The following is a 14,078-nucleotide window of genomic DNA, read 5'->3' as shown; positions in this document are numbered from 1 at the left end:
ATGGAGGGAGACGTTGGGGAGGGAGGGGCGCCGCTGCTCCTGTCACTCTCGCTCTCGCTCCGCTCAGTCCCCCTCGACATCGCCCCGTTCCGTCTCCTGGCTACTGATGCCGCACTATCACCCCGTCCCATCCCCTGGCTACTAATCTCGCATTATCTCCCCGTCCCATCCCCTGGCTACTAATCCCGCACTATCACCCCGCTCAATCCCCTGGCTACTAATCTCGCACTATCACCCCGTCCCATCCCCTGGCTACTAATCTCGCACTATCTCCCCGTTCCGTACCCGGATCAATACCCCTGCTCCGTTCCTCCACCTGGGTTAAGTAATTGGAAAAAGGTATCTTAATTCCTCGATTTCTCAAGAATATAAGGAAGCAAGTGGAAAAAGGGCATTTGTTTATATTGGTTTTGGCTACTTTGGGTGAAATGGGGGAATTTAAGTGTTGTTTATCCAACTCCTGTTCTAGAAGTGTTTATTTGTTCATCAGTAAGTGTAGGAAATCCATCTAATTCCTCTCCGCTCCCCATCCCGGCATCCGTCACCTTGTCCCCGCAGACGATGGCCAACGGGTGTAGGCTATTTGACGCTTACGTATGTTTAATAGATAGAACAAGACCCGCCCCATTAGCATGAGACGAATCTTGGAGGGCAAGTTTTTAGCTAGTAAGGCTTCAAAGAAATTTTATAGCCTACGTTATGTGCAACAGTACTTTGTTTATCGTCCAATGAGGCCGGGGGCTGGCCGCTTTTTGTTGTTCCTAAAAACACAGTTACCCCCTATAATTGTATCCAAGCAGTCCTCGTTTGTAAGCCTCATGCCAGAAGTGTTCCTTCTACTTGCCAGAATCCGACTTTGAGATAGATGAACGGGAGTGTGCGAATGAGTGTAGATCAAATTCATCTCAGGTTGTTAAGAAGCTTGCTCTTGCCTCTGTTTATCTTATGGTGTACAACAGGAGCTGCCCACGCCGCTGCCGAAGAGCTGCCCGCACAGAATGTGCTGGTGCTGCATTCCTATCAGAAGGGCTTTGCCTGGACCGATGAACAAAGTGCCGGAATGGAAGAACGTCTGAAGAGCGCATCCAATCTTCCCGTGATCTACACCGAGTACATGGACTGGAAAAGGTATCCCACGCAGGAGAATCTCGAGCATTTCTACCAAACCATCAAATTCAAGTATCAGAATGTCCATATCGACACCATCCTTACAACGGACGATGCTGCGCTGAGCTTCGCGTTGAAGTACCGCCACGAGCTTCTGAATGATGCTCCGATCATTTTCAGCGGGATCAACGAATTGGGAGTGGCCGCTATCCCCAATCCCCACAACATTACAGGCGTTATCGAAAAAATAGATCCCAAACCTACCATCCGAATGGCTATGGACATCAATCCTTCCTTGAAGAAGGTGTATATTGTCTATGATAATTCGGAGAGCGGGCTGTCAACCGGCCAGATGGTGATGGATCAGATCGACGCAATGAAGCTGGGGCTTGAGCTGTTCCCCATGAACCGCTTGTCCATGGAACAGATCCAAGCAACGGCGTCGTCGCTGTCCCCGGACAGTATTGTGCTGATGACTACATATTTTAGCGACTCTACCGGACGAATTGTCGAGTTCGACAGATTTGCCAGTGAACTGGGCAAGAGCAGCAGGGTTCCGGTATATCATATTTATGATTTTGGATTGAATCATGGCGCCTTCGGGGGCAGTCTGATCAGCGGCAGAATTCAGGGCCAGACGGCGGCCGATCTGGCGCAGCGTATCCTGCAGGGAGAGCAGGCGGGGAAGATCCCGGTCGTAACCGACAGCAATGTGCGCCAGGTGTTCGATTATAACGAGCTGCAGCGGTTCAACATACCGCAGGACAAGCTGCCGGAGGGCAGTGAGGTGATCAACAAGCCGTTCTCCTTCTATCAGACCTACAAGGTGCTGGTGCTGAGCATCGTGGCTGCTTTTGCGGTGCTGGTAGCCTTCATTCTGGTGTTGTTATTCTATGTGCAGCTGGTCAGAAGGATTAGAAGCAGCCTGGAAAAAAGCAATGAACGCTTCAGCCTGGCGACCTACGGCTCGGATGCGGTAATCTGGGACGTTGATATGTCTACGATGATCTATTATTTCTCGGACAGCTGGTATGAGCTGCTCGGGTATGCCCGGGATGAGATTAATGAGAGCCGCGGCGGCTGGCGGGATATCCTCCATCCGGAGGATGCCGAGCAGGAGAACCGGCTGCGGGTCCAGCATCTGGAGGGTCGTTCTTCTTATTACTACGCTGAATACCGGATGCGGAGCAAGGCGGGCGAATACAAGTGGTTCCAGGCCCGGGGCAAGGTGCTGCGGAATGCAAGCGGCGGATATATCCGGTTTGCCGGGTCCATGGTGGACGTAACGGACCGCAAGGGCTATGAGAGCAAGCTGCAGATAAGCTATCAGGAGCTGGAGTCCACCTATGAAGAACTGACGGCACTGCAGGATGAACTGCTGGAGCAGTATAACAAAGTGGTGGAGAACCAGGCGCTGCTGCAGACCAGTGAGGAGAGATACCGGCTGCTGGCCTATAATGATGTGCTTAGCGGTCTGCCGAACCGGCTGTCGCTGTCCGAAGAGCTGAAGGCTTTCATTGAGGAGCCTTCCAGCGGCCACGCCGCCCTGTTCTTCCTGGATATCGACAACTTCAAGTACATCAACGATACCATGGGCCATACCTTCGGCGATGAGCTGCTGGTGAAGGTAGGGGAACGGCTGCTTAGCCACTCTGACGGGCGCAGCAAGCATTTCCGCTTCGGCGGGGATGAGTTTGTGATTCTTTTCAAAAATGTGGAGGGGGCCGATGAGGTAATCCGTTATGCGGATGCCTTGGTTCAAGGCTTCAGGGAGCCGTTCGAGCTTCACGCGAGTGTCGTGCATATCTCGACCAGTATCGGGATTGCCCAGTACCCGGAGAACGGCTTGAATGCCGAGGAGCTGCTGAAGAATGCCGACATTGCGATGTACAAAGCGAAAGAAGCGGGCAAGGGCATCTATGTGATCTATGGACATGAGATGCAGCAGTATTTTGATAAAAGGATGGTTATTGAGAATCATTTAAGAAGCGCTATTTCCAATAATGAGCTGTCGCTGCATTATCAGCCGCTGCTGGATATGGGTTCTGGCGAGGTCTGGGGCTTCGAGGCACTGATCCGCTGGAATAATCCGGTGCTGGGCTTCGTATCGCCGTTATCCTTCATCCGGGTTGCCGAGGATTGCCGGCTTATTGTTCCTATTGGAGAGTGGGTGCTGCGCTCCGCCTGCCGGTTCATCAAGGATCTGCAGAATCAGGGCTATGAGGGTTATCATATCTCGGTTAATATCTCGGTCATTCAGCTGATGCTGGAAGACTTCACGGAGATGGTGCTTACCGTGCTGCAGGACACCGGGCTTGCGCCGGAATATCTGGAGCTGGAGATTACCGAGTCGATCTTCATGGAATCCTTCGAGTCGATCAGCTCCAAGCTGGAAGCGCTCAAGAAGAGGGGCATCGGCATAGCGCTGGACGATTTCGGAACGGGTTACTCTTCCCTTAGCTACCTGAAGCAGCTGCCGATTACTACCCTGAAGATCGACAAATCCTTCATCGACAGCATTGACACTCCTAATAGTATGTCACTGGCCCGCTCCATTGTGACCATCGGCCACGATATGGGGCTGAATGTTACCGCTGAGGGGGTAGAGACCCCGGAGCAGCTTGCTTTTCTGAAGCGGACAAGCTGTGACAAGATTCAGGGTTATTATATCAGCAGGCCTATTCCGGAAAAAGAGGTTGCAGGCTGGGTTGCGGGCCGCAGGGCGGGGTAGGTTGAGCTGTGAACCGGATAAGTCCGGGTTTTCTCGCAGAGTAATACGGCAACATGGAGAAGAAGTGGGATTATGTAGTTCACATGGAACCCTTCCGTGTCTCGAAACGTAACTATCCTTTATGATGTGATTAACTCTGAGTATATCAATAAGTGAGGTGTAGGTTTGTCATCCATTCTACTACTGATTTTTTCGATTAATTTTGCTCTCCTGCTTGTGCACGAAATGGATGCAATCCGAGCCAAAGAATGGAGAATGTTTGTCTTCCTGAGAGAGTTGACAGATGAACGTGCCTTCAAAGTATTTACAATTTTGCATCTGCCGCTGTATGCCTTTTTACTGTTTTCCTTTATAAGTCAACATTTTTTATCTTTCATAATAATAGATATATTTTTAATTCTTCACTCGATCGCTCATTTTTTCTTTGAGAAGCATCCAAGTAATCATTTTAAGAACCTATTCTCTAGATTAATTATATATCCAATGGGCCTATTGGGTTTGTTGCATCTTGTTGGGTTACTGTATTGGTAGCAGCATCAGCCACCTATTGATTAGGTGGCTTTGTTGTGCTAAGAACAAAGGGTCCTCTGATTCTGACGAGTGTGGCTGAAGGAGAGCGATGAGGAGCAATAGTGCACCTGAGTTACCTGGACGCGGGCTGAATGAGTAAATGAGGAGCAGTAGTGCACCTGAATTCACTGGACGCGGGCTAGATGAGCCAATGAAGAGCAATAGTGCACTTAAATTCCCCGGACGCGGGCTAAAGGAGCCAATGAAGAGCAATAGTGCACCTGAATTCCCCGGACGCGGGCTAGATGAGCCAATGAGGAGCATTAGTGCACCTGAATTCATCGGACGCTGGCTAAATGAGCCAATCAAACGGCACCGTCCTCTAAAAGGACGGCGCAGCCAATTCTAATTGGTTAAATACACGCTGCATCAGTGAGAGTGTTGTAATTGTTGCAACTTGAAGCCCGAGATACCATGTGTTCATGAGGCAAATTCACGTGACAATGGCGCTATCCGTCTCACTCCGCGCTACTTCAGCAGCTTCCGCGCCAGCTTGACCTTGCTGCCGTAAGGCGGGTAGACAATCCCGAAATCGAGTCGGGTGCTTCGCTTAACAATGCTTTTGTGATGGGAGAACAGGTCAAAGCTATATTTTCCGTGATACCCGCCGATCCCGGAGTTCCCCACACCGCCGAACGGCAGCCGGGTGCTGGCTACATGGGAGATGGTATCATTGATGCAGCCGCCGCCGAAGGAGACCTGGCTCATCACCTGCTGCTCGACCTGCCTATCTCCGGTGAACAGATATAGGGCGAGCGGCTTGGGACGGGCATTGATGCTCTGAATGGCCTCCTCAAGCTGGTTGTACTCCATAATCGGCAGCACCGGGCCGAAGATTTCATCCTCCATCGAAGCATCGCTCCAGGCCGCCGGATAGATCAGGGACGGCTCGATATACAGCTCCTCCGGGATTACAGTCCCGCCGAGAATCAGCTTCTCGCGGTCCCGCTCCAGCATAGCCCCGATCCGCCGGAGCTGGCGTTCATTCACTATTCGTCCATAGTCCGTGTTATGCCGGATATCGGTGCCATAGAAATCGGTGACGCAGCGCTTCATCCGCTCGATCAGCTCCGCTGCCACCTCGCTATGGACCAGCAGATAATCAGGCGCAATACAGGTCTGCCCCACATTGATCAGCTTCCCCCAGACAATCCGTTTCGCGGCTGCCTCCAGGTCGGCGGTCCGGTCGACAATTACGGGGCTTTTGCCGCCCAGCTCAAGGGTGACAGGCACCAGGTTCTTCGCAGCCGCCTCCATGACAATTCTGCCCACAGGCACACTTCCGGTGAAAAAAATATAATCGAATGCCGCATGAATCAGCAGATTCGTCGTCTCTTTCTCCCCCTGCACCACCCGGATATAAGCGGGATCAAAGGTCTCCCGGATCATGTCCTCAATAACAGCGGAGGTAGCCGGTGTACTCTCGGAGGGCTTCAGGACCGCGCAGTTGCCGGCCGCAATGGCCCCGATCAGCGGTTCAATCAAGAGCTGGAAGGGATAGTTGAAAGGGCCGATAATGAGTGCCGTCCCATAAGGCTCGGCGATGATTCTGCTCCTGGCCGGGAACAGATGCAGCGGGGAACCTACCCTGACCGGCTTCATCCAGCGTCTTAGATGCTTCATCATATAGCCGATACTGTCCAGCGTGAATCCAATCTCTGTGGCGTAAGCCTCGAATTCACTCTTATGCAGATCCTGGTTCAGCGCGGCTATAATCCGCGCTTCGCTGCGTTTGATGGCGTCCTTCAGCTTCTGAAGCTGCTCCAGCCGGAATCCTGCAGTTCTCGTGATTCCGCTGGCGAACCATTGTCTATGCTCAGCCAGGAGCTGGTCGATCTGTTGTGCGGTGAACGGCAGCATGATGGTAGCCTCCTCATCTAAATCTATAGGGAATCATAATAGTATGTGCTATGGCAATGGGTACCTAGAGGTTGCCTGCCGAAGAAGGCAGGCTCTGGATGTAATCCTCCATCCGGCTCCGGTTCAGCAGAGTGATCTCATTGCCCTTGAACGTGATCCAGCCCTGATCACGCAGGAATCCAAGCTCCCGGGACAACGAAGGACGGGCGGTATTCATATGCTCGGCCCATTCTTTGCGGCTGAAGGGAAGCTTCAGCGTATCAGAGTTCTGCTGCTCTCCCTGCTCCAGCAGGAAGTCTACGATGCGGCGGCGCAGCGGTCCGGCTGACAGATTCTCGATCTTCCGGTTCACAAGGACCAGCCGCTCGGACAGGTTCTCGATGAAGCGGGTGAGGATATCGGTATCCGCAGTGAATAATCTCAGCAGCTCCTGCTTACCGATGAACATCATCTTGCAGGGACCCGTGGCCGTTACTGTGGCGGGTACGGCATTATTCCTGCGGAATAATACCGCTTCTCCGATAGTCTGCCCTTCCTTGAGATGGGCGATGGTTACGCTGCTGCCGGTAGGATGCGTCTTCTGCACCTCAACGCGGCCGGAGAGCAGAATCCCCAGCCGGTCCGCCGGATCGCCTTCCGCGAGAATGATAGCGTTCTTGTGGTAAGTGCTGACGGAGTAAGCCAGCGTATGCAGCAGCCGTTCGATTTCATCTGCGGACTTACCGCGAAAGAGCAGGCAGGATTGCAGCGTTGCAGGCTCAGGTCTCATACTTTTCCTCCAAATGAATAGTAAACGGTAACATTCGTTACCGATTGATAGACGAAAGTCTACTACAATTATTGGTAACTGTAAAGGCGAGGCACAGAGCAGTCCCGTTCAGCTATCCCATTAATGATAAGGAGTGAGTGAAGTAATGAGTGATATGTTTTGTTTTCAGTGTCAAGAGGCAGCCAAGGGTACGGGTTGTACGATTCAGGGCGTATGCGGCAAGACCAGTGAGGTAGCCAAGCTGCAGGATCTTCTGGTGTATACCCTCAAGGGTATTGCCATCTTCGCACGCAGTGGCCGTGAGCTGGGGATTACCGATCCGGTGACAGAGAAATTTATTATAGAGAGCTTGTTCGCTACAATTACCAATGCCAACTTTGTTCCGGAACACTTCACCGCCAAGGTCCGGGAAGGACTTGTCCTGCGGGATACCTGGCGCAGCAGAGTGGCTGATGCCGGAGTAGTCGCGTATTTGTCAGAGCATGACGCAGCGAACTGGAGTGCAGTTACAGATGAAGAACTGATGGATAAGGCGGCAACTGTGGGTGTGCTTGCCACGGAGCATGAGGATATCCGTTCCTTGCGCGAGCTGCTGACGTATGGCCTGAAGGGAATGGCAGCCTATATGGAACATGCCGCTGTACTCGGGTTCTACGAAGCGGGCGCACATGCTTTTATGGAGAAAGGCCTTACGGCTGCGCTCGATGACCATCTGAGCGGCGGCGAGCTGACGGCACTGGTTCTGGAATGCGGCAAGTTCGGTGTGGATGTGATGGCGCTGCTTGACCGTGCGAACACGGCGGCTTACGGCAACCCGGAGATTACCAAGGTCAATATCGGTGTGGGCAAGAATCCCGGCATTCTGATCAGCGGACATGATCTCAAGGATATGGAGGCGTTGCTGAAGCAGACTGAGGGTACCGGAGTGGATGTGTATACGCACAGTGAGATGCTGCCGGCCCACTATTATCCGGCGTTCAAGAAGTACAGCCACTTCGTGGGCAACTACGGTAATGCCTGGTGGAAGCAGAATGAAGAGTTCGATAGCTTCAATGGTCCGATTCTGATGACGACGAACTGCATCGTGCCGCCGAAGGAGAGCTACAAGAACCGGCTCTACACCACAGGCAACACGGGTTATCCTGGAGTTCAGCATATTGCGGCTGGCCCTGATGGCGCGAAGGATTTCTCGGTGCTGGTTGAGCAGGCGAAGAGCTGCAGCGCTCCGGTAGAGATCGAGACAGGCGAGATTATTGGCGGCTTCGCACATGCGGCCGTGATGAATGTAGCGGATCAGGTGGTCGGAGCTGTGAAGAGCGGTGCAATCAAGCAATTCTTCGTGATGGCCGGCTGTGACGGACGGATGAAGAGCCGGAATTATTACACAGACTTCGCGGCAGAGCTGCCGGGAGATACTGTAATTCTTACAGCAGGCTGTGCCAAATACAAATATAATAAGCTGGCGCTTGGCGATATCGGCGGCATTCCCCGCGTACTCGATGCCGGCCAGTGTAATGATTCCTACTCGCTGGTGGTCATAGCGCTGAAGCTGAAGGAGGTCTTCGGCCTTACGGATATCAACGATCTTCCGATCTCCTATAATATTGCGTGGTATGAGCAAAAGGCGGTCATCGTGCTGCTGGCGCTGCTGCATCTGGGCGTGAAGAACATCCACCTCGGACCTACACTCCCGGCGTTCCTGTCGCCTAATGTGGCCAAGGTCCTGATAGACACCTTCGGCATCGGCGGAATTACTACGGTTCAGGAAGACATGGAGCGGTTTATTGCCGCCGTATAATACAAATTCATCATGAGCCAAAAAACACAAAAGCGAGTCTCCGTATACGGGGGCTCGCTTTGTGTGTATATGGTGGATATGGACGTCACCGTCAGCGCTTACGGCAGCCGGTAGACGGCGAACGGTTCGCCGCTGCGGAAGGCGGCGCTGGCCTGATCGAGCTGCTCGAGAACTGCCGCATCCGGCAGGATGGAGAGGCTGCGCAGATTATGCTGCACCTGCTCTACCCCGGTGGCCCCGACGATCACCGTGGAGACGGCGGGCCGGTTCATCAGCCAGGCCAGAGACAGCGCCGCAGGTGAGGTGCCGAGCTCGTCCGCCAGTGCGCTAACCTGCCCGCCGAGCGAGATGCGCTCTGGGGTAAGGAAGCGGCGGAAGTTCGGATCGGTCTCCGCTCTGGAACCGGCAGGGACATTGCCGCTACCGGCATATTTGCCGGTGAGGATACCGCCGGCCAGGGGGAAGTAAGGGATGATTCCAAGGCCCTGATCGAGACACAGCGGAAGCAGCTCCGTTTCGGGGGTGCGGTCAGCAAGTGAATAGCTGCACTGAATGGAGATATATTTGGCTAAGTTCCGGGCTTCGCTGATCCCCAGCGCCTTCATCAGCTCCCAGGCCGCATAATTGGAAGCGCCGATATAGCGGACCTTGCCTGCTGAGATCATATCATCCAGCGTACGCAGAGTTTCTTCCAGCGGTGTATAGGGATCGAAGGTGTGGATCTGATACAGATCCACATAGTCTGTCTTCAGGCGGCGCAGGCTGCCCTCCAGCTCCTGCATCAGATGATGGCGCGAAGAGCCGCTGCCGCCGGGCCCTTCATGCTTCGGCAATCCGGCCTTCGTCGCCAGCACTGCCTCATGGCGGCTGCCTTCAAGCGCGAGGCCGATGATCCGCTCCGATTCGGAGCCGGCATAGATATTGGCTGTATCAATGAAGTTGATTCCCTGATCCATAGCGGCGTGAATAATGCGGACCGAGGTCTCCTGATCCGCCCGTTTGCCGAACGAATTGGTTCCAAGGCCCAGAGCAGATACCTGCAGGCCGCTATTCCCCAGACGGTTATATCGTATGATAATCCCTCCTTCAGCTATTGCCCTGGCAAGATTCCCGCAGGAGCAGCTCCCCGCCGGACTCCAGGAGGCTGCCCTGCGAGCGGGCTAGGTTAATAATAACATGCTCCTCCTGAAGCAGCTCAATATCCTCGCTCAGCTTGCGCAGCAGCCTGGAGAAGCTGCCCAGAACACTGTCCGTAATCATCTCGGTGAATGATCCCGGATGGACGAACACCTCCAGCAGATGGAGGAGCTGGTCCGTACCGGGCCCGAACTCGCCGTTCATACTGCTAAGCGCAGCTTGCAGATCGCTGATCAGACCTGCGATATGGCTGTACTTATCTTCCATTAGCAGCATGACCACCAGACCGTATTTCACCGATTGCTGGCGGGATTCTACATTCTTGGCTAACTGCCGCGCTGCCTCGCGCAGTCCGTCCGTCTCGGTCAGCAGCAGGCTGGAGAGGCAGTGCAAGCGGTGCTGCTGTACCCCGGGGTGACCGGCGTACAGGCAGCACCCTGTGGCTTGCCCGCTGATATAGATACTTCCGGTTGCTACAATCGTAGATTGGCATACGCTGCCGTAGACATACACATTACCCAGTGCCTCAATCCGCAGCGGGCCTTCGATATCCTCTGTTACAATGAGGTCACCGGCGAACAATAGTTCACCGGCAGCGCCCGCCATCTCCCTGGTCAGCACACGGACTGCCGGGAAGTCACATCTTCTGACACTGCCGGTGCCTCCGCAGATGCGGGGTCTTCCGGTGTGCATAGCCACAATATCGCCGCATGGAAGAAGCCGGGCGTGATCTCCGGCGGCGACGTAAATATCCTGCGGCGGCGGTGGAGGCAGCACTCTTCCATCAGTGTCGAAGCCGGGGATTCCTTCTTCGGGCGGCAATTTGCGGGCGAACACCTCCCCCTCCAAGGCAAAAGGAGCCCCCGGAAACCGGAGGTACTCCAGGGTATCCCGAGGCTCCTTGGCAGAGCATCCCTGGAGCATCCCGTTGCCCTGCAGCGTATGCTCCGGCAGAAATAATTCCAGCCGGGATGCCTTGCCGGGCAGCGGGGCCCGTCCTTCAGCAATGCAGACAGGAAGGTAGGTGGGGTTCTCCAGTTCCGCGTACAGGGCCGGAATATTCAAGTTGCGCAGAATGAAGCGGTTATCCAGTGAGGCGATAATCTGTTCTATGGTAAGCGTGGACAGCAGCACCGCCGGGTTGGGCTGGGCACGGACTACCGCCTCGAAGGCAGCAGGGCAGTTGACCAGATTCCAGGCGTACTTCTCAGCACGGTATAAAGTGAAGTAGACCTTCAGCTTGTCGGGTGAAACTGTAATCTGATACTGGGGCTTCTCGCAAATCTCCCAGGTAATATAATCTGCCTTGGTCACTTCGGTCGGTTCTGTAACGGTCTTCCAGTTGATCTTCAGTACAACAGGGTGAATAGCAGAGATCCGGGCGGGAGCGCCGCCGGGCAGCGGGGGAGTGATGAATATCTGGTTGTTCTGCACGAGGATGATTCCATTCTTATCTCCATTTGCCCCGTCAGAAGCTCGGCCCTCTACAGAGAATGAATCCAGGAGACCGTTACGTTCAAGCATTAAGGACTCCACAAATTCATATCGGTTTGGTTCGATAAACTGCTGCGGCATGGTCGTTACCTCACTTTTTTTCGTATAATCAATGGCATTCGTACAGAAAAAGAACATCATAAAGCCTGGGAGGGCTTCCCGGTGAGAGCTGGCTTAAGTGGTCTCTATTGGCAGCCTGGCGACCCTAAACGCGACTCTTGGCGTTCTTAGGCCCATGGCTTTGCGTCCTGCCCTTTCGGGAAGTTTGCCTTTAGAAATAGATCAATGATATACACTCTGTATGAGGCGATTTGTTTCTTCTATATATTATAGTTGAAGTCCCTTCTGCTTGGTCGACTGTAATCGACAAAAAGAGTCATCACTAGTTCCTGTGTTGCATTAACTTCTGCAAACAAGCTTAATTCTAGTACTTAAAGAGCTATTTTTCAACTATATTATGCCTATTTATCAAAAATCTTAAAATGTGCAGCCCTATTTCGACAAGTGGAAATAGATTAAATTTCAAGAAAACTGGTTTCCCAGCGTTTACAGCTTATGGGAGAAATTCGTGAATAATTAAATCTTGAATAGCGTGATTTGCGTAGGGCGTCTGAGGCTGTTGTCTTGGGCGGCCTTTTTTGGCGTGGGGCTAAATGGTATTCAAGGGTGGAGGCGGGCCTAATCAGAGGCAATCGTGTAATGTATATGTTATATATGTGATTAAACACAAACAAAATGTATATTAATTCGTAATAAAAACGAAGACACGATAAAAATGTTGTAATATAATCTAACACATAGCAAGACGGATGGTCATTATGTTAATAAACATAACATTAATCAAAGCAGAAAACTCGGGAGGGGAGCATGAACCATGCAAATTTCAGCATCACCATACATTTGGCCCTATGACGGCGCTATGGACCCGGCGAAGACGGCACTGATGATTATCGACATGCAGACGGATTTTTGCGGCACAGGCGGGTACGTGGAAAGAATGGGCTATGACCTCTCTTTAACAGCAAGAGCAATTCAGCCCATCTCGCGGCTGCTGGCACGCATCCGGGAGATTCCAGGGTTCACTGTGATCCATACCCGGGAGGGGCATAAGCCGGATTTGTCCGATCTGCCGGCCAATAAACGTTGGCGCAGCAAGCAAATCGGTGCCGAGATCGGTTCGGAAGGACCGGCGGGACGGATTCTTGTCCGGGGTGAGCGCGGCTGGCAGATCATTGATGAACTGGCACCTGTACCGGGAGAGTACATTGTCGATAAGCCGGGCAAAGGCAGCTTTTATGCTACAGACCTGGATCTGATATTGAAGAATAAAGGGATTACCCACCTGATTCTGACCGGAATCACGACGGATGTCTGCGTACACACAACGATGAGGGAAGCAAATGACCGCGGGTACGAGTGTCTGATCCTGGAGGATTGCACGGGGGCTACGGATGAGGCCAATCACCTGGCGGCGCTGAGTATGGTTCAAATGCAGGGCGGTGTCTTCGGAAGTGTGAGTAATTCACAAGCGGTGCTGAAGGCGCTGGAGCAATATTAATAGTCCAAATAACATCATAAACGGGGGAATCACCATGTGGAACAAGTCCAGATCTAAAGCGCTCATCCTGCTTACTTCACTGATGCTGCTCATCACAGCCTGCGGCAATCATTCAGAGACCGGCAAGGCCGAGGGACAGGGAGCAGGCAGCTCCGGTGAGCTGAAGAAGGTGGTACTCAGGCTGAAGTGGATTCACCAGGCGCAATTCGCCGGATTCTACACCGCAGTTGAAAAAGGCTTCTATAAGGAAGCGGGGCTGGATGTGGAGATTCGGCCGGGGGGCGCGGATTTCCCTGCGGTGCAGATGGTGGCTTCGGGCAGTGAGGAATTCGGGGTAACCGGTGCCGACCAGATTGTCATCGCCAGAGAGAAGGGCGTCCCGGTCAAAGCGTTGTCCGCGATATACCGCAAAACCCCGTTCGTCATGTTCGCACTTAAAGAATCGGGCATTAAGACGATGGAGGATCTGGTCGGCCAGAAGGTAGGCATCAAGCTGGGCGGCAACGAAGAGCTGACCTTCCGTGCCATGGAGAAAAGCGCGGGCATCGACACTTCGCAAATTGAAGAGATGCCGATCAAATATGACCTCAGTCCGTTATTAACCGGTCAAGTGAAGGCCTGGCCCGGATATGTAATTAATGAAGTGCTGGCGGTGCAGGAGCAGGGCAAGGAGGTCAATATTATTGACCCGAACGACTATGGCATCAATTTCTATGCTGACACCCTCTTCACCACCGAGTCTGTGATCAAAAAAGACCCGGACATGGTCCGCAGCTTCGTGCAGGCCTCCATGAAGGGTTGGGATTATGCGCTGGATCACCCTGAGGAAGCGGCGAAATTCGGCCTGAAATACGGAGAAAAGCTTGATCTGAAGCATGAGGTCAGCATGATGAAGGCCAGTATCCCTCTGCTTCTGCCGGAGAAGCTTCCGCTGGGCTCGATGGAAGAGACGGCCTGGGAGACATTGCAGCAGAATCTGATCGACCTGGGCTTTGTGAAAAAGGGACAGGATCTGGACTCATTGTTCACCAACGAGTACTTGAAATAAGGAGGA

General features: G+C 53.1%; 9 protein-coding genes and 1 riboswitch. Of the genes, 5 read left to right on the top strand and 4 right to left on the bottom strand.

The annotated features are described in order from the left end of the window. The first annotated feature begins 883 nt into the window (after positions 1-883). Both KDC22_RS31500 and KDC22_RS33920 read left to right on the top strand, forming a co-directional pair. Positions 884-3,838, top strand: coding sequence for an ABC transporter substrate binding protein (locus KDC22_RS31500; RefSeq protein WP_211721467.1), 2,955 nt, complete (start codon positions 884-886; stop codon positions 3,836-3,838). A 165-nt stretch (positions 3,839-4,003) separates the two neighbouring features. Beyond that, positions 4,004-4,369: a DUF6713 family protein gene (locus KDC22_RS33920; protein ID WP_343221868.1), complete on the top strand. Its 366-nt coding sequence runs from the start codon at positions 4,004-4,006 to the stop codon at positions 4,367-4,369. A gap of 507 nt (positions 4,370-4,876) precedes the next feature. Here KDC22_RS33920 and KDC22_RS31495 read toward each other — a convergent pair. After that, entirely contained in the window at positions 4,877-6,268 is a 1,392-nt protein-coding gene (locus KDC22_RS31495; RefSeq protein WP_211721466.1) for an aldehyde dehydrogenase, read from the bottom strand. A gap of 64 nt (positions 6,269-6,332) precedes the next feature. Further along, entirely contained in the window at positions 6,333-7,037 is a 705-nt protein-coding gene (locus KDC22_RS31490; protein WP_211721465.1) for a Crp/Fnr family transcriptional regulator, read from the bottom strand. A 145-nt stretch (positions 7,038-7,182) separates the two neighbouring features. On the opposite strand from KDC22_RS31490, the gene hcp reads away from it, so the two are divergent. After that, positions 7,183-8,835 carry a hydroxylamine reductase gene (hcp, locus tag KDC22_RS31485; protein WP_211721464.1) on the top strand — a complete coding sequence of 551 codons (1,653 nt, stop codon included), beginning with the start codon at positions 7,183-7,185 and terminating at the stop codon, positions 8,833-8,835. A gap of 98 nt (positions 8,836-8,933) precedes the next feature. Here hcp and KDC22_RS31480 read toward each other — a convergent pair whose 3' ends face one another. Together KDC22_RS31480 and KDC22_RS31475 are read right to left on the bottom strand one after the other, a co-directional pair. Beyond that, positions 8,934-9,908 (bottom strand): aldo/keto reductase, encoded by a 975-nt coding sequence (locus KDC22_RS31480; RefSeq protein ID WP_211724271.1) that lies wholly within the window; start codon positions 9,906-9,908, stop codon positions 8,934-8,936. 13 nt (positions 9,909-9,921) lie between these two features. Continuing rightward, on the bottom strand, positions 9,922-11,607 hold the full coding sequence (locus KDC22_RS31475) for a flagellar assembly protein A (RefSeq protein WP_211721463.1): 1,686 nt from the start codon (positions 11,605-11,607) through the stop codon (positions 9,922-9,924). A gap of 46 nt (positions 11,608-11,653) precedes the next feature. Then, positions 11,654-11,746, bottom strand: a riboswitch (cyclic di-GMP riboswitch). Between the two features lie 594 nt (positions 11,747-12,340). Between KDC22_RS31475 and biuH the strand changes: the two genes are divergently transcribed. After that, complete coding sequence (gene biuH / locus KDC22_RS31470; protein WP_211721462.1) at positions 12,341-13,024, top strand: biuret amidohydrolase; 684 nt, start codon at positions 12,341-12,343, stop codon at positions 13,022-13,024. Between the two features lie 34 nt (positions 13,025-13,058). Continuing rightward, positions 13,059-14,072 (top strand): ABC transporter substrate-binding protein, encoded by a 1,014-nt coding sequence (locus tag KDC22_RS31465; protein WP_211721461.1) that lies wholly within the window; start codon positions 13,059-13,061, stop codon positions 14,070-14,072. Positions 14,073-14,078: the final 6 nt, after the last annotated feature.

Source organism: Paenibacillus tritici (genome assembly GCF_018207515.1).
GTDB lineage: Bacteria > Bacillota > Bacilli > Paenibacillales > Paenibacillaceae > Paenibacillus_AQ > Paenibacillus_AQ tritici.
Note: the sequence above shows the minus strand (reverse complement) of the source record. Positions and strands in the feature narration are given on the sequence as shown.

Coding starts and splice junctions, on each gene's coding strand:
- KDC22_RS31500 (WP_211721467.1), top strand. CDS start 884: ATGAGTGTAGATCAAATTCATCTCAGGTTGTTAAGAAGCTTGCTCTTG.
- KDC22_RS31495 (WP_211721466.1), bottom strand. CDS start 6,268: ATGCTGCCGTTCACCGCACAACAGATCGACCAGCTCCTGGCTGAGCAT.
- KDC22_RS31490 (WP_211721465.1), bottom strand. CDS start 7,037: ATGAGACCTGAGCCTGCAACGCTGCAATCCTGCCTGCTCTTTCGCGGT.
- hcp (WP_211721464.1), top strand. CDS start 7,183: ATGAGTGATATGTTTTGTTTTCAGTGTCAAGAGGCAGCCAAGGGTACG.
- KDC22_RS31475 (WP_211721463.1), bottom strand. CDS start 11,607: ATGATGTTCTTTTTCTGTACGAATGCCATTGATTATACGAAAAAAAGT.
- biuH (WP_211721462.1), top strand. CDS start 12,341: ATGCAAATTTCAGCATCACCATACATTTGGCCCTATGACGGCGCTATG.
- KDC22_RS31465 (WP_211721461.1), top strand. CDS start 13,059: ATGTGGAACAAGTCCAGATCTAAAGCGCTCATCCTGCTTACTTCACTG.